General features: G+C 62.3%; 15 protein-coding genes. 9 read left to right on the top strand and 6 right to left on the bottom strand.

The features are described 5' to 3' along the window. The first annotated feature begins 38 nt into the window (after positions 1–38). On the top strand, positions 39–1439 hold the full coding sequence (gene lpdA, locus EP837_RS03355; RefSeq protein WP_066524451.1) for a dihydrolipoyl dehydrogenase: 1401 nt from the start codon (positions 39–41) through the stop codon (positions 1437–1439). A 61-nt stretch (positions 1440–1500) separates the two neighbouring features. Here the strand turns inward: lpdA and EP837_RS03350 are convergent, their stop codons facing one another. Further along, the gene (locus EP837_RS03350; protein ID WP_066524449.1) at positions 1501–2673 is read right to left on the bottom strand and encodes a GGDEF domain-containing protein; all 1173 of its coding nucleotides are present in this window, start codon (positions 2671–2673) and stop codon (positions 1501–1503) included. 130 nt (positions 2674–2803) lie between these two features. After that, on the bottom strand, positions 2804–3481 hold the full coding sequence (locus EP837_RS03345; RefSeq protein WP_066524447.1) for an HAD family hydrolase: 678 nt from the start codon (positions 3479–3481) through the stop codon (positions 2804–2806). A gap of 158 nt (positions 3482–3639) precedes the next feature. Between EP837_RS03345 and glmU the strand changes: the two genes are divergently transcribed. The 3 genes from glmU to glmS all read left to right on the top strand — a co-directional run bounded on the left by glmU (position 3640) and on the right by glmS (position 7703). Then, positions 3640–4932, top strand: a complete 1293-nt coding sequence (gene glmU / locus EP837_RS03340; RefSeq protein WP_237234883.1) for a bifunctional UDP-N-acetylglucosamine diphosphorylase/glucosamine-1-phosphate N-acetyltransferase GlmU — start codon at positions 3640–3642, stop codon at positions 4930–4932. Further along, positions 4929–5786: a metallophosphoesterase gene (locus EP837_RS03335; protein WP_066524443.1), complete on the top strand. Its 858-nt coding sequence runs from the start codon at positions 4929–4931 to the stop codon at positions 5784–5786. Before glmU ends, EP837_RS03335 begins: the two co-directional genes overlap by 4 nt. A gap of 93 nt (positions 5787–5879) precedes the next feature. Continuing rightward, positions 5880–7703 carry a glutamine--fructose-6-phosphate transaminase (isomerizing) gene (gene glmS / locus EP837_RS03330; protein ID WP_066524441.1) on the top strand — a complete coding sequence of 608 codons (1824 nt, stop codon included), beginning with the start codon at positions 5880–5882 and terminating at the stop codon, positions 7701–7703. Positions 7704–7810: 107 nt separating this feature from the next. On the opposite strand, the gene EP837_RS03325 is transcribed toward glmS, so the two are convergent. Further along, a complete protein-coding gene (locus EP837_RS03325; protein WP_066524439.1) occupies positions 7811–8008 on the bottom strand; it encodes a KTSC domain-containing protein in 198 nt (65 codons plus the stop codon). A 53-nt stretch (positions 8009–8061) separates the two neighbouring features. Between EP837_RS03325 and EP837_RS03320 the strand changes: the two genes are divergently transcribed. Continuing rightward, positions 8062–9276, top strand: a complete 1215-nt coding sequence (locus tag EP837_RS03320; protein ID WP_066524438.1) for an FAD-dependent oxidoreductase — start codon at positions 8062–8064, stop codon at positions 9274–9276. Between the two features lie 120 nt (positions 9277–9396). Here EP837_RS03320 and EP837_RS03315 read toward each other — a convergent pair whose 3' ends face one another. Together EP837_RS03315 and EP837_RS03310 are read right to left on the bottom strand one after the other, a co-directional pair. Then, entirely contained in the window at positions 9397–11010 is a 1614-nt protein-coding gene (locus EP837_RS03315) for a carbon-nitrogen hydrolase family protein (protein WP_066524437.1), read from the bottom strand. A 96-nt stretch (positions 11011–11106) separates the two neighbouring features. Continuing rightward, entirely contained in the window at positions 11107–12327 is a 1221-nt protein-coding gene (locus EP837_RS03310; protein ID WP_066524435.1) for an NADP-dependent isocitrate dehydrogenase, read from the bottom strand. 167 nt (positions 12328–12494) lie between these two features. Here EP837_RS03310 and EP837_RS03305 point away from each other — a divergent pair, with 167 nt between their 5' ends. Together EP837_RS03305 and EP837_RS03300 are read left to right on the top strand one after the other, a co-directional pair. After that, positions 12495–13229, top strand: coding sequence for a phosphatidylserine decarboxylase (locus EP837_RS03305; protein WP_066528596.1), 735 nt, complete (start codon positions 12495–12497; stop codon positions 13227–13229). Next, entirely contained in the window at positions 13226–14005 is a 780-nt protein-coding gene (locus tag EP837_RS03300) for a CDP-alcohol phosphatidyltransferase family protein (protein WP_066524433.1), read from the top strand. Before EP837_RS03305 ends, EP837_RS03300 begins: the two co-directional genes overlap by 4 nt. Positions 14006–14010: 5 nt before the next feature. Here EP837_RS03300 and EP837_RS03295 read toward each other — a convergent pair whose 3' ends face one another. After that, positions 14011–14238, bottom strand: a complete 228-nt coding sequence (locus EP837_RS03295) for a hypothetical protein (RefSeq protein WP_066524431.1) — start codon at positions 14236–14238, stop codon at positions 14011–14013. A 248-nt stretch (positions 14239–14486) separates the two neighbouring features. On the opposite strand from EP837_RS03295, the gene rpsB reads away from it, so the two are divergent. Together rpsB and tsf are read left to right on the top strand one after the other, a co-directional pair. Beyond that, entirely contained in the window at positions 14487–15245 is a 759-nt protein-coding gene (gene rpsB / locus EP837_RS03290) for a 30S ribosomal protein S2 (protein ID WP_066524430.1), read from the top strand. Positions 15246–15361: 116 nt separating this feature from the next. Further along, positions 15362–16288 carry a translation elongation factor Ts gene (gene tsf / locus EP837_RS03285; protein ID WP_066524429.1) on the top strand — a complete coding sequence of 309 codons (927 nt, stop codon included), beginning with the start codon at positions 15362–15364 and terminating at the stop codon, positions 16286–16288. Positions 16289–16392 lie beyond the last annotated feature (104 nt).

The raw sequence follows: 16392 nt of genomic DNA, 5'->3' as shown, positions 1-16392 counted from the left end.
GAGGCCCTTCGACAGGCTCGGGGCGAACGGAGATTGTTATGGCAGACTTCGATTACGACGTTCTGGTGATCGGCGCTGGCCCGGGCGGCTATGTCGCTGCGATCCGCGCGGCACAGTTGGGCCTCAAGACCGCTTGCGCCGAGAGCCGCAACACGCTTGGCGGCACCTGCCTCAATGTCGGCTGCATCCCGTCCAAGGCGCTGCTGCACGCTTCGGAACTATATGAGGAAGCGGCCGGCGGCGCGCTCGCCAAGCTGGGCGTCAAGATCGACAAGATGAGCCTGGACCTCGACACCATGCAGGGCCAGCGCAAGGATGCGGTGAAGGGTCTGACCGGCGGCGTCGAATTCCTGTTCAAGAAGAACAAGGTCGATTGGTTGAAGGGGCTCGCCAGCTTCATTGGACCGAACACTGTTGACGTCGCGGGCAAGTCCGTGACCGCCAAGAACATTATCATCGCGACCGGCTCATCCGTCACACCGCTGCCGGGCGTTGAAGTCGATAACCAGAAGGGCCTGATCGTCGATTCCACTGGCGCACTGGAACTCGACAAAGTCCCTGATCATCTTGTCGTCATCGGCGGCGGCGTCATCGGGCTGGAACTGGGTTCCGTGTGGCGTCGGCTGGGTTCGAAGGTCACAGTGGTCGAGTTTCTCGACCAGATCCTGCCCGGCATGGATGGTGAAGTTCGCAAAGAGGCGAACAAGATATTCAAGAAGCAGGGCTTTGAATATAAGCTTGGCACCAAGGTGACCGGCGCGGAGGCGCACAAGAAGGGCGTCACCTTAACGGTCGAGCCCGCCGCCGGTGGTGCTTCGGAAACGATCGAAGCGGATGTCGTGCTGGTGTCGATCGGTCGTCGCCCGAATACGGATGGCCTGGGCCTCGACAAGATCGGCCTAGAACTGAACGCTCGCGGCCAAATTGAGACCGATCATGATTTCGCGACCAAGGCGCCCGGCGTCTGGGCGATCGGCGACGTGATCCCCGGGCCAATGCTGGCGCACAAAGCCGAGGACGAAGGCATTGCCGTCGCGGAGAATATCGCGGGCCTGACCGGCATCGTGAATCATGATGTGATCCCCTCGGTCGTCTATACCAAGCCTGAAATAGCGGGCGTGGGCCTGACCGAGGAAGCCGCCAAGGAGCGTGGCGCGATCAAGGTCGGTAAGTTCCCGATGCTGGCGAACAGCCGGGCCAAGACCAATCATGAGCCTGATGGCTTCGTGAAGGTCATTGCCGACGCTGAAACCGACAAGGTTCTGGGCGTGTGGGTGATCGCGACGGTAGCCGGCACGATGATCGCGCAGGCGGCGCAGGCTATGGAGTTCGGCGCTTCGAGCGAGGACATCGCCTATACCTGCCACGCGCACCCAACGCATAGCGAAGCGATCAAGGAAGCCGCGATGGCGGTGACGGGCAAGCCGATCCACATGTGATCGCTGTCTCGACCTCTCAGTCGAGGTTAAAGGGCCGCCTTTCGGGTGGCCCTTTTCTTTTTCAAGCGCTGACGATCCGCTGAGGGAAGACGGGTTCCGCAGCCGGCGAAGAGAGGGCGCGCCGAACGCAGACCCGGTTGCGACCGCGTGATTTCGCTTCGTAGAGTGCCTCGTCAGCGCGCGCGATAGCGTCGTGGATCGATCGGTCGCTCCGCTGCACGGTGGAAAGCCCGAAGCTGGCGGTCAGCACATGCGCAAGTTGCAGCGTAACCGCCACCGTTCGAGTAAAGCTTTCCCGCAGGTCGTTGGCGACCTCCGCAGCCCGGGCCGCGTTCGTGCCCGGGAGGAACAGGACAAATTCCTCCCCGCCAAAGCGCGCGGCAATGGCGCCGGGCGGTGCGGCCGCGATGATCAGTTGAGACAGCGCGCTGATCACCGAGTCGCCGAGTGCGTGTCCATATTCGTCGTTGACGGCTTTAAAATGATCGATGTCGCAGACGATGAGGCTACCACCATGCCCACCTTCCGCTTCGATCCTGGCGACTGCGTCATCAAAGCCGCGGCGGTCGAACAAACCCGAAAGAGGATCGATCATCGCCTCGCGTTGATAGCGGCCCAGCAAATCAATCACCTGCGTCGCCAGCGCGGAAAGCGCTAGAAACAGTCCGAAAATGCAGGCCAGCGCTTGCATCAGATAGGCATAATTGCTGGTGAGGAAGTCACTGCCGGCAGAAAGAGTAAGGGGGACGGTGCTGCCGCGCACAAGATTGTCCAAGGCGACAAGACATGCCGCAGCGAACAGCGCTCGATCCGCACCCCCACGCAAATGGCCTTTCGCGGCGATGAGCGGGAGTGCGATAAGGAGGAAGCATCCGAAGTCCGATGCAACCAGCTCAAGGGGCAAATTATCGACAATATTCGCGATGACACAGAGCAGTAGCGAACCGCCCCAGATACTTAGCCGAACCGGCAAGAGCCAGGATGGCCGCCAGCGTTGCAATAGCGCCTGGCTGAAAAGCAAAAAGCCGGTCGCGAACAGCAGATCGGCGATAATGCTCCCCAGCGGTGTAGGGATCGCCGCGAAGCCGGCAGGCGCGGAAAAGCCCGCGGCGATGCAGAAAAAAGCCGCGCTCCACCAGCCTGCCGCACGCACATGCCAACCCCAGACGATCAGGAAAACGACCCCGAAGCTCGCCATCATCACCGGCAGGAAGAAAGCGTAGTTCTCGCCCATGCTGTCTGCCCTCTATCTGGTTGACGGTAAGATGCCGGGCACAAGGCTGCCGTGCGGGACGCGGTATAAGGCCTGACTTAACAAATACTTCCAAAATCGATGAGATGTTGGTCCGTTGGACTAACGGCCGTCACGCAGGTCCACCCAGCCAGTTTTTCAGGAGCGGCAGCAACTCATCGAAATGATGGATGACGGCGTCCGCCTTCAGTTGTTCGACAGGGCCATCGAGGAAACCGAAGCTGACCGCGATACTGGGAATGCCCGCATTGCGCGCGCCCGCGATGTCGTTGATCGTGTCGCCCAGGAAGATGGTGCGGCCGCCGCCCGCGCGTGCGATCATTTCGTGAATGGGGGCAGGATCAGGCTTTGCTACACCTAGCGTGTCGCCGCCCACGACGCTGGCGAAACGGTCTGACAGGCCGATCTGGTGAAGCAGTGGAATGGTGAAGCGTTCCGCCTTGTTCGTGCAAATGGCGAGCTTCAAGCCTGCCTGCTCTAGCGCCGTCATCGCTTCCAACAAACCCGGATAGGGTATGGAATGGATGGCGAGGTTTTGCTCATAATAATCGAGCAGGATCGGCAGCATCCTCGCCAGCAGATCATCATCATAGCCGCCGGACGCCGTCAGCGCGCGCTCCAGCATGACCTTCGCGCCCTTGCCAACGAAAGGGCGGATCGCATCGACGGGAAAGGGCGGGCGGCCATCCGTCGCGATCGCATAATTGACGGCAGCCGCCAGGTCGCCGCTGGTGTCGAGCAAGGTGCCGTCAAGGTCGAAGCCTACTATGTCAAAAGGAATGCTGGTCATCGGCGGCTCATGCGGTCTGCGCGGTGGCAAAGGCAAGTCAAACGTGGCAGAGAGCGATGAGATTTATCGATCTTTTCACCCAAGAAGAGGACGCGTCCGCCGTGACCGCCACCCGCCCACTCGCCGTCATCATCCTTGCCGCCGGGCAGGGTACGCGAATGAAATCGGCCAAGCACAAGGTGCTGCACCCCGTCGCGGGCCGGCCGATGCTGCTGCACCTGCTCAGCAGTATCGCAGAGCTTGACCCCGAGCGGCAGGTGGTGGTTGTCGGGGCTGGCCGTGATCAGGTGGAAGCGGCTGTGGCAGGCACCGGTGCGGTGATCGCGGTGCAGGAGCATCAACTGGGCACGGGCCATGCCGTCGCGCAGGCGCATGACGCGCTCGCTGGTTTTGCGGGCGATATCCTGATCCTCTATGGCGATGTGCCGCTGGTCCGGCCTGAGACGATGCGGGCGATGCTGGACCGGCTGAACCTGGGGGATGAACTGCGCGCCGTGGTTCTGGGCTTCCGGCCGGAAGATGCCGGGGCCTATGGCCGGATCATCACCAATGGTCAGGGCATCATCGGCAAGATGGTCGAATATAAGGATGCAGACGCTGCTGAGCGTGCGGTGACGCTGTGCAACTCCGGCCTGATGGCGGTGCGATCGACCGATCTCTTCGTGTTGCTGGACAAGATCGGCAACAACAATGCGGCGGGTGAATATTATCTGCCCGACATCATCATGCTGCCCGGAACGCAAAGCGCAGTCATCGAAACGGAGGCGTGGGAGGTGGCTGGCGTCAATAGCCGGGCGGAGCAGGCGGTGATCGAGGCTGCGTGGCAGGACCGGCGGCGCAGTGAGGCTATGCGCGACGGCGCGACGCTGATCGCACCAGAGACCGTGTTTTTCGCCTATGATACGGCGCTGGGCCGCGATGTGGTGATCGAGCCCAATGTCGTGTTTGGACCCAGTGTAACGGTCGCCGATAATGTGGTGATCCGCGCCTTTTCGCACCTTGAAGGGGCGACAATCGGGACGGGCGCGGAGATCGGCCCTTATGCACGGCTGCGCCCAGGAGCGAAGATCGGCGCCAAGGCGAAGGTCGGCAATTTCGTCGAAGTCAAAAAGGCGGAACTGGGCGAGGGCGCGAAGGTCAACCACCTGTCCTATATCGGCGATGCCAGCATTGGGACCGGCGCGAACATTGGGGCGGGTACGATCACCTGCAATTATGATGGCTTCTTCAAATATAAAACGGAGATTGGCGCAGGCGCCTTCATCGGCTCGAACAGCGCGCTGGTCGCGCCGGTGAAGATCGGCGAGGGGGCAATCGTGGGCGCAGGCAGCGTCGTGACGCAGGAGGTAGAGGCCGACGCGCTCTGTCTTGTTCGTCCTGTGCAGGAGGGGAAGCCAGGCTGGGCAGCACGCTTCCGGGCAAAAATGCAGGCGCGCAAAGCCGCCAAGTGACGCGTCTTTTTAGCCGCCGGGGCTGCGTCTGGGCCTTGCTGCTGCCCTGCCTGCTGCTGACCGGCTTTGCCTTGTGGCTTTTCGACAATGCCCGCGTCATGCCGGTGGTGCGGCGCATGGAGATCGCGCTGCCCTATCCCGCGGGTGCGATGCGGCAGCCCGTGACAGTAGCATTGTTGACGGACAGTCACCTGTCCGGGCCGGACAACAGCCCCGAACGGATGACAAGGATCGTGCGGCAGGTAAACCAACTAAAGCCCGATCTCATCCTGCTGGGCGGGGACTATATCGGAGACCCTAAGGGTGGCGCGACGTACGACGCAGCAGCGAGCATTGCGCCCTTTGCCGGGCTGCGCGCTCCGTTGGGGGTGCTGGCGGTGCTGGGCAACCATGACGCGAAACGTCATGCCAAGATCAATGGCAAGCAATGGCGTCAGTTGTTCGCGCGGCTTGGTATCCCGTTGCTACTCAACGAGGCCGTCCGGCGAGGGCCGCTGGTGATCGGCGGGCTGCGGGACATCTATACGAGCCGGCCTGACATCCCTGACACCTTGCAAGCAATGGAGGAGCTGGGCGGCGCGCAGGTCGTCCTGTCGCACGGACCGGATGTGTTTCCCGCCCTGCCGGACAGGCCGCTGCTGACGCTGGTGGGGCATACACATTGTGGTCAGGTGGCGCTGCCGTTTGCCGGAATCGTCTATGTACCGTCCCGCTTCGGTACGCGCTATGCCTGTGGCCTATATCGCGAGGGCGCGAAATCGATGATCGTGTCGGCTGGCGTCGGCACCAGCGGGCTGCCGATCCGGATGCTCTCACCGCCGGATGTCTGGCTGGTGACAATTCGTCCAGAATGACACTGGCCCCTGTCGCTGGAATGCCGATCATGGCATAGGTGGGCGGAAGGCAGCGCTTCTCTTTTCTTTGCATGGCTTTGAGGCTCAGGATTCATGTGCGGTATCATCGGAATCATCGGTAAGGACGATGTGGCGGAGCGACTTGTCGAAGGGCTGCGCAGGTTGGAATATCGCGGCTATGACAGCGCGGGCGTTGCGACGGTCTATGAGGGCGCGATCGAGCGGCGGCGGGCGGAAGGCAAGCTTGCCAATCTGGTGAAGGAATTAGCGAATTGTCCGCTGCCGGGAACGACGGGCATCGCACATACCCGCTGGGCGACGCATGGGGCGCCGACGACCAACAATGCGCATCCGCATGCCACGCAGGAAGTGGCGCTGGTGCACAATGGGATCATCGAGAATTTCAAGCCGCTGCGTGAGGAACTGATGGCGCGCGGGCGTCGTTTCGATAGCGAAACGGATACCGAAGTCGTGGCCCATCTGGTGAGTGAACTGGTCGAGCAGGGCGCTTCGCCGCAGGAGGCCGTCCGCCAAGTGCTGCCGCGCCTGCATGGCGCTTTTGCCTTGGCGATCCTGTTCCGCAGCCATCCGGACATGCTGATCGGCGCGCGGCTCGGGTCGCCCCTGGTGGTCGGTTATGGCGAGGGCGAGACCTATCTCGGCTCCGACGCGCTGGCGCTGGCTCCGCTGACGCAGCGCATCGCCTATCTGGAGGAGGGCGATTGGGTCATCGTCACGGCCGATGGCGCGGAGATTTTCGACAAGGACAACAACCCCGCCGAGCGACCCATCACCATTTCCGGCGTCACTGGCGAGCTGATCTCCAAGGGCAATCATCGTCACTATATGCTCAAGGAGATTTACGAGCAGCCGGTCGTGGTGGCGCAGACGCTGAAGTCTTACCTTCAGCGGATGGAGGACCGGGTCTCGCTGCCGATACCGGATTTCGACCTGGGAACGATCCGCCGCGTCACCATCGTCGCCTGCGGCACCAGCTATTATGCGGGGATGGTCGCGAAATATTGGATCGAGCAGTTCGCCCGCGTCCCCGTCGATATCGATGTGGCGAGCGAGTTCCGCTATCGCGCGCCGGTGATGGAGGATGGCGGGTTGATGATCGTCATCAGTCAGTCCGGGGAGACGGCTGATACGCTGGCCGCGCTGCGTCATGCCCGCGCGGAGGGGCAGAAGATCGCCGCCGTCGTCAACGTGCCGACCAGCACCATGGCGCGGGAGGCTGACCTGCTGCTGCCCACCCATGCGGGGCCGGAAATCGGCGTCGCTTCAACCAAGGCCTTCACCTGCCAGCTGGCGGTGCTGGCCGCGTTCGCCGCCAACCTTGCGCGCGCCAAGGGTCGGCTCGACGCCAAGGCGGAGAAGGAACTGGTGCGGCACCTGTCCGAAGCGCCGGCTGCGCTGAATGGGGCGCTGGCCTATGACGAGTCGATCGAGGATATGGCGCATCTGGTCGCGGGTGCGCGCGATGTGCTGTATCTGGGGCGTGGCCCGGACTATCCGCTGGCGCTGGAAGGGGCGCTGAAGCTCAAGGAAATCAGCTATATCCACGCCGAAGGCTATGCCGCTGGCGAGATGAAGCATGGGCCGATCGCCCTGATCGACGACAAGGTGCCGGTGATCGTGCTGGCGCCGAGCGGGCCGCTGTTTGAAAAGACCGTCAGCAATATGCAGGAAGTGCAGGCGCGCGGCGGCAAGGTTATTTTGATTTCCGATTATGACGGGGTTCAGGCTGCGGGCGAGGGCTGCATCGCGACCATCACCATGCCCAAGGTCCACCCGCTGATCGCGCCGATGATTTATGCGGTGCCGGTGCAGTTGCTTGCCTATCATGTGGCGGTCGCGAAGGGCACGGATGTCGATCAGCCGCGTAACCTGGCGAAATCGGTGACGGTGGAGTGAGGTAAAGCCTACGGAAGCAGTCGGAGGGCCTTTCCGTTCGCCAAGAAAGCCCTCTGACAAGCTCAGGGCGAACGGTTTCAAGGCGATCTCGACCCAACGCGGTTCGTTCATTCCTCACGGGTGAAGCGGAAATGGTCGCGAATGCGGCGGTTGAAGAAGCCGCCCTTCGACGTGGCCTTCCGCATGTCGGCGACCAGCTTTTCCGGCACGTCATGATAGCTATAGCGCCTACCGCTGACGAACTGCACATCCAGCCGGTGTTGCGCGGCATCATAATCGAAGCGGCGGATGACGGTCGAAGGCATGCAGGTTATAACCCCTGTGGCAGGACGGATGTTTCCTGAAAGCAGGAGGGGCAATGGCCGCTCATCTGGTGATCGTCGGCGGCGGCCCTGCGGGGATGATGGCTGGCCTGCTGTTCGCGCGAGCGGGGGTCCCGGTCACTGTGCTGGAAAAGCATGGCGATTTCCTGCGCGATTTTCGTGGCGATACGGTTCACCCCTCCACGCTGGAACTGTTTCGCGAACTCGGCCTGCGCGACCGCTTGCTGGAACGGCCGCACAACAAGGTCAGCGAACTGTCGGGGCGCATTGCCGGGCGGCGGATGCGCATAGCCGATTTCCGCCGTTTGCCGGTGGAAAGCCGCTTCATTGCGCTAATGCCGCAGTGGGATTTCCTGGATTTCGTGGCGGACGAGGCGCGGCACTATTCAGGTTTTGCCCTGCGCATGAATGCGGAGGCGATAGGGCTTGGCTATGACGGCAGCGGGCGCGTCAATGCCGTGCTGCTCGCCGGCGGCGAGAGGGTGGCCGCCCAATATGTGATTGCGGCGGATGGGCGCCGGTCGGTGTTGCGAGAGGGGGCAGCGCTGCCGCTGGAGGATATCGGTGCACCCATGGACGTTTTCTGGTTCGGTTTGCCGAAGCGGGAGACGGCGGAAAATCAAAGCATGGGCGTGTTCGAAGCCGGGCGGCTGTTCGTTCAGATCGACCGGGGCGATTATTGGCAGTGCGCCTATGTCTTTGCTAAGGGGCAGGCGGATGCCGTGCGCGCCAGAGGGTTGGAAGCGTTTCGGAACGAGATCGGAACGCTGGCGCCGGATATGGCGGAAGCGGCGCGGGACCTGACGAACTGGGATCAGGTGAAATTGCTGTCGGTGGCACTCGACCGCCTGACGCGCTGGTATCGGCCGGGGCTGCTGGCGATCGGAGATGCGGCCCACGCCATGTCGCCGGTTGGCGGTGTGGGGATCAACCTAGCTATTCAGGATGCGGTGGCGGCGGCGAATTTGATGGCGGGCGCAATGGCCGAGGGGCGGGATGTGGACGCTATCGCGCCTCTGGTGCAGCGGCGGCGACTGCTGCCGACGCGGATTATCCAGCGGATGCAGAAGATGGCCCATGACCGGATTATCGGGGCGCTGCTGGACCCGGATGCGCGGCTGACCGCGCCGCCCTGGCCGGTCAAGTTGCTGGATCGCTTTGCGCTTTTGCGGCGGATCCCGGCGCGGCTGGTGGGATTGGGATTCCGGCGCGAGCATATCCGGTCGCCCGATGCCGGAGGACGGATTTAGCAGCTTTGGGCTTGTCGGGGTGTGAAGAATGGGGCTTCGACAGGCTCAGCCCGAACGGTGGTGGGCGGCTTCTTGCATTGCTGAGGTAGTTGGTGACGGTGAGAGGCGTCTTGCGACTGATCACCCACCGCCCGGCGCATTGTGCCCGCCTGCCGGGACGGGGCCACCGCTGGGGGCGTGAGCGTGATCGGGGCTGCTGTCCCAATCGATATGGTAAAGGTCGAACCGCCGGTCGCGCAGGTTGCGTACCGTGCCTTCCGCGCGGGCCCAGCTGAGGTCCGCGAGGTTCACGTCGGCCATGGTCAGCGTTTCGACATTCTCGGTCGATTCCGCCGCGATGCCGTCGCGCGCGAAAGGGAGGTCGCAGGGCGTCAGGATCGCGCTCTGTGCATATTGAATGTCCATATTATCGACATTGGGCAGATTGCCGACATTGCCGGACATCACGACATAGCATTGGTTCTCGATCGCGCGGGCCTGCGCACAGTAGCGGACGCGCATATAGCCCAGGCGAGAGTCGGTGCAGAAGGGCACGAAAATAATGCGCGCGCCCTGATCGACGAGGCGACGGGCCAGTTCGGGGAATTCACTGTCGTAGCAGATGAGGACGCCGATCGGGCCGCAGTCGGTCTGGATAACGTCCAGCGAATCGCCGCCCTTGATGTTCCACCAGAAGGCTTCGTTGGGCGTGGGATGGATCTTTTCCTGCGTGTGAACCGAACCGTCGCGCAGGGCGACATAGGCGATATTCTGGATATCGCCATCATCGGCTCGCGTCGGGTGAGACCCGCCGATGATGTTGATATTATATTCCAGAGCCATCCGCGTTAGCTCCTTGGTCAGGCGCGGGGTATAGCCGGTGAGCTTGTCGATCGCTTCAAGCGGCGAGAGCTTCTTCGTTTCGAAAGAGAGCAGGGGAAGGGTGAATAGCTCCGGAAAGACGATGAAGTCGGACCTGTAATCCGCCGCCACATCGACGAAATATTCGATGTTGCGGATGAAAGCGTCGAAATCCTCGACCGCGCGCGCCTGAAGCTGGCAGGTGGCGAGGCGGACGCTTTCGACGCCGCGCGGGACCCGCATTTCGGGGGCTTCATCCGGATCGACATAAGGATTGCGCCAAACGAGGTGGGCGGCGTGACCGTCCGACTGCTTGTCCTCGGGCAGGTAATTTTCGAGGACGCCCAAGGGTTCGAACTGGTTCTTGAGCTGGAAGCTGATGACCTGGTCACGCAGCTTGCCGTGGACCACCTTGTCCAGATAGTCGGTGGGACCATCGACGCGGCGTTTAGCGCGCGCGTAGCCGGGCATGCGGCCAGCGATGATGATGCCGTGCAGGTCGAGCTGTTCGGCCAGTTCCTTGCGTTCGTCATAGAGGCGCTGGCCGATGCGCAGGCCACGTAATTTGGGATCGACGGCCATTTCATAGCCGTACAGCCATTCACCCGCCGCGCTGTGTCGGGTGCCGAAACCGTTGGCCGTGATCTCCTCCCAATCATGGAACGAAAAGGCCATCGTCCTGCTGACGCGCATGGTCGCGCAATAGCCGACGATCCGGTTATCGTAGAGGGCGACGAAGCAGCCATCCGGAAAATTGTTGATCTGACCCCGGAGCGTGGCCAGCGAATAATTGGACATGCCGGGATAGACGCGGGCGATCAGCCGCTGAATGCCGCGTACGTCGGATGGGACCGCGGTGCGGACCTCCAGGCGTTTTCTGGTCGCGGTCGTCATTCAGATCTCCCGTCATGGAAAAAGGCGGCGCTTGGGGCGCCGCCTTCATTCCGTTACCGTACTGAAATTCCCGAGAAGCGGATCAGTTCCGCATTCTCAGTTCCACTTGGCCATTTCAGCTTCGAGGTTGACGCGGATCTGTTCGAAGAACTGTTCCGTCGTCATCCACGCCTGATCGGGGCCGATCAGCAGCGCCAGATCCTTGGTCATCGCGCCGCTTTCAACGGTTTCGATGCAGACCTTTTCCAGCGTTTCGGCGAACTTGGTCACTTCCGGCGTGTCGTCGAACTTGCCGCGGAAGGACAGGCCCTGGGTCCAGGCGAAGATCGACGCGATCGGGTTGGTCGAGGTCGACTTGCCCTGCTGATGCTGGCGATAGTGGCGGGTGACGGTGCCGTGCGCGGCCTCCGCTTCGACCGTCTTGCCGTCGGGCGAGAGCAGGACCGAAGTCATGAGGCCGAGCGAGCCGAAGCCCTGCGCGACGGTGTCCGACTGGACGTCGCCGTCGTAATTCTTGCAGGCCCAGACGAACTTGCCGCTCCACTTGAGCGCGGACGCAACCATGTCGTCGATCAGGCGGTGCTCATAGACGATGTCCTTCGCCTTGAACTGGTCGGCGAATTCGGCGTCGAACACTTCCTGGAACAGATCCTTGAAGCGGCCGTCATAGGCCTTGAGGATGGTGTTCTTGGTCGAGAGATACAGCGGCCATCCCCGATCGAGCGCATAGTTCATGCTGGCGCGGGCGAAATCGCGGATCGAATCGTCAAGGTTGTACATGCCCATGGCGACGCCGGGGCTGGGGAAGGTGAAGACGTCCTTCTCGATCTTCTCGCCATTTTCGCCGTCCCACACCATGCGCAGCTTGCCGGGGCCGGGGACGAGGAAGTCGGTGGCGCGGTACTGGTCGCCGAACGCGTGACGGCCGATCACGATCGGATCGGTCCAGCCCGGAACCAGGCGAGGGACGTTCTTGATGACGATCGGTTCGCGGAAGACGACGCCGCCCAGGATGTTGCGGATCGTGCCGTTGGGCGACTTCCACATCTGCTTGAGGTTGAATTCCTCGACGCGTGCTTCGTCGGGGGTGATGGTGGCGCACTTCACGCCGACGCCATATTGCTTGATCGCATTGGCGCAATCGACGGTGATCTGATCGTTGGTCTCGTCGCGCTTTTCGACGCTGAGGTCGTAATATTTCAGGTCGATGTCGAGATAGGGAAGGATAAGGCGCTCACGGATCCATTGCCAGATGATCCGCGTCATTTCGTCGCCGTCGATCTCCACGACAGGGTTTTTGACCTTGATCTTCGCCATGCGCCTCTTTCGCCTTCTTGGTTCGGTTGGAATTTGCGACACGCCCTAGGGAAAGCGGCGGCAATGTTCAACTGCGCAATGGCTTTTGCCGAGCATCCGTGTCCACCGGCACCAGAGGCGGTATCGGCCGTTGTCACCGCATGGGACTGTGCCTAAAGACGGATGCCATGGAAAATGACGAAATCACCGTCGCTTTGGGCGGCAATGTGAAGTGGCGCTTCCCTTCGGTGCATGCCGAAGGGATGAAATTTGGCCTGATCGCTGCGGCGATCACACTGGTGCTGTTCCTGGTGGGCTGGGAGATTCCCGGTTGGCTGATGGTGATGGTGACGATTTGGGTGTTCGCCTTCTTCCGCGATCCGGTGCGCGCGGTGCCGCAGGATGAGCGCGCGATCGTCGCGCCTGCCGATGGGCTTGTGACGCTGATCCAGCGCGTGCCGCCGCCCCGCGAGATGGCGGGAGCGGACGGACTGGGCGATCAGCCGATGGTCCGCGTTTCGATCTTCATGAGTGTGTTCGATGTCCACATCAACCGCACGCCGATCGGCGGGACCGTGAAGTCGGTCGTTTATATCTCCGGTAAGTTCTTGAACGCCGACCTCGACAAGGCGAGCGAGGATAACGAACGGCAGCATATCCTGGTCGAGCGGCATGATGGGTTGCGGGTCGGCTTTACCCAGATTGCGGGGCTGGTGGCGCGTCGGATCGTGCCGTTCGTGAAACCTGGCGACATGATCGCGGCGGGGCAGCGTATCGGCCTGATCCGTTTCGGCAGTCGCGTCGATGTCTATCTGCCCGCAGGAACCGCACCGCGTGTGGTGCTGGGGCAGAGGACGGTGGCGGGCGAAACCATCCTGGGCCAGATTGGCGACATGCGCGTCATTTCGGGCATCCAGCAATGAGGCAGCGGCGCACCATTCCGCGAGGGCTTCGCCGGGGCATCACGTTGCGGATGGTCGCGCCCAATGCTGTTACGGCGATGGCGCTCTGCTTTGGCCTGACCGGCGTTCGCTACGGCATATCGGGCGAGTGGGAGAGGGCGGTACTGTCCATCCTGATCGCCGGAGTTCTGGACGGGCTGGATGGGCGGATCGCCCGGCTGCTTCGTGGAGAAAGCCGATTCGGGGCAGAACTGGATTCGCTGTCTGATTCGATCGCCTTTGGCGTCGCGCCGGCCCTGACCCTTTATCTATGGTCGTTGCACGCTATGCCCAAGTTCGGCTGGATCTTCGCGCTGGCCCATGCTTTGTCCTGCGCGCTGCGGCTGGCGCGGTTCAACGCGAACATTGATGCGGACGAGCAGCCCCATAAGTCCGCAGGTTTCCTGACCGGCGTGCCGGCTCCAGCGGGCGCTGGCCTGGCATTCGTGCCGCTCTATCTGTGGCTGGTGACGGGGCAGGAGATATTCCGGGCCTGGTATGTCGTCGCGCCATGGACCGCCTTCACGGCCTTCCTGATGATATCCAACATCGCCACCTATAGCTGGTCGGCGCTCCGCTTGCGCAAGCGGATCCGGCTGGAAGCAATTGCAGTTGCAGGGCTGCTAGCTGCGCTGCTGATCACCGATCCGTGGCTCACATTGCTCTTCATATGCGCCATCTATCTGACCACCATACCGTTCGGGATGATGTCCTATGCGCGGGTGCGCCGGCAGCAAGCGCCAGCCGCCAACGCTTGATCCGATCAGGCGGTGAGGATGCCGGCAGCTATCGGGCGGACGGAGACGGTGGAACGCGGCTCTGCCCGGCGGCGGCTGATCCGCAGGCGGTAAACCGGCGCCTCCTGCGGGATAGGTTCGAACAGCAGAGCGGCGATCATCTTGTCGCGATAGAGTGCGAACATGCCCAGGATCGTGCCAGCGGCCAGCAAGAAGGCCGCGAAGAAAACGGTAGCTGCAACAAGGGTGAACATGAGGCCGCTCACTTTTCTGTGCTAGGGAACCAAAGTCCCGAATGAAGGCAGCAAACCGGCCGGAGCGCCTGTTTGTTCCACATGTTCACTTTATGTTCTCAATCTCTCAGCGAGTCAACCCCTTGCATCGCTGCGTGGTAGGGGCTAAGGGCCGCGCCATTCCACATGGGAATCGCACATATCCGGTGCTGCGGCGTTCGCGTTTCAGTTCCTGATTCCCAGAGGCATCAACCGGAAGGAGAAATATTATGGCGGCTCCTGTCGTCACCATGCACCAATTGATCGAGGCCGGCGCTCACTTCGGCCACCAGACCCACCGCTGGAACCCGCGCATGAAGCCGTACATCTTCGGCGAGCGCAATGGCATCCACATTCTCGACCTGTCGCAGACCGTGCCGCTCTTCGGCCGCGCACTGGATTTCGTATCGGGGACCGTCGCAGCCGGTGGCAAGGTGCTGTTCGTCGGCACCAAGCGCCAGGCGCAGGACCCGATCGCTGAAGCCGCGCGCAAGTCGGGCCAGCATTTCGTCAACCACCGCTGGTTGGGCGGCATGCTCACCAACTGGAAGACCATCTCGGGCTCGATCAAGCGCCTGAAGACCCTCGAAGAGAAGCTGTCGGGCGACACCCACGGCTTCACCAAGAAGGAAGTCCTTCAGATGACCCGCGAGCGCGAGAAGCTCGAACTGTCGCTGGGCGGCATCCGCGACATGAACGGCATCCCCGATGTCATGTTCGTGATCGACGCCAACAAGGAAGAGCTGGCGATCAAGGAAGCCAACACGCTGGGCATCCCGGTCGTTGCGATCCTCGATTCGAACGTCTCGCCCGACGGCATCGCTTTCCCGGTTCCCGCGAACGATGACGCCAGCCGCGCGATCCGCCTCTACTGCGACGCTATCGCCGCCGCCGCCACCAAGGGCAACCGTGGGGCGCAGCAGGCTTCGGGCGTTGACCTGGGCGCTCTCGATGAGCCCGAGGTTGAAGAGGTCGTTGCGCAGGCCTGATCCCGCGGTCTTCGAACTGCAAGATTGACAGGCTAGGGCGCGCTCCACCGGAACGCGCCCTACTGCTTGTTTGAACCATTCATATTTGAACCCATCGAACATTTAGGAGCCGAAACATGGCCGAGATTACCGCTGCCGCCGTCAAGGAACTGCGCGACCGTTCGGGCGCGGGCATGATGGACTGCAAGAAGGCGCTCGCCGAAGCCAATGGCGACATGGAAGCCGCCGTCGATTGGCTGCGCGCCAAGGGGCTTGCCGCCGCGCAGAAGAAGTCCAGCCGCACCGCCGCCGAAGGTCTGGTTGGCGTCGCTGTCGCTGGCACCAAGGGCGTTGCCGTCGAGGTGAACAGCGAAACGGACTTCGTCGCCAAGAACGACCAGTTCCAGGATTTCGTCCGCACCGTGGCGCAGGTGGCTCTGAACAGCGGCGCGTCCGACGCCGAAGCGCTGTCGGCTCAGGCCCACCCCGCTGGCGGCACCATTTCGGAAAAGCTGGTGTCGAACATCGCTACCATCGGCGAGAACCAGACCCTGCGCCGCGTCGGCCAGGTGGAAGTAAGCCAGGGCGTGGTCGTCCCCTACGTCCACAACGCGGCTGCGCCGGGCCTTGGCAAGATCGGCGTTCTCGTCGCGCTGGAAGGTGATGCGCCTGCTGACGTCCTGGAGCCGCTGGGCAAGCAGATCGCGATGCACATTGCCGCGGCTTTCCCGCTGGCGCTGTCTGCGGCCGACATCGATCCGGCCCTGCTGGAGCGTGAGCGCGCCATCGCCGCTGAAAAGGCTGCCGAATCGGGCAAGCCCGCCGAGATCGTCGCGAAGATGGTCGATGGCGCCGTGGCTAAGTACGCGAAGGAGAACGCCCTGCTGTCGCAGCTGTTCGTCATGGACAACAAGACCCCGGTGGCCGACGTCGTCGCCAAGGCGGCGAAGGATGCAGGCAAGTCGATCACGCTGAAAAATTATGTCCGCTTCCAGCTCGGTGAAGGCATCGAGAAGGAAACGAGCGACTTCGCTGCCGAAGTCGCCGCGGCTGCGGGCGTTTGATCCGGCCGTGATCTGACAAAGCGTTCGGTTCGGGCGGCGCGCGGGAAGCAAGGCTTCTCGACAAGCCGCCCAAGGACGCTAAGGACTTCACAGAGTGGCGCGCG

This window comes from Sphingobium sp. EP60837 (assembly GCF_001658005.1).
GTDB classification, from domain to species: domain Bacteria; phylum Pseudomonadota; class Alphaproteobacteria; order Sphingomonadales; family Sphingomonadaceae; genus Sphingobium; species Sphingobium tyrosinilyticum.
This window is presented reverse-complemented; position numbering and strand designations above follow the sequence as displayed.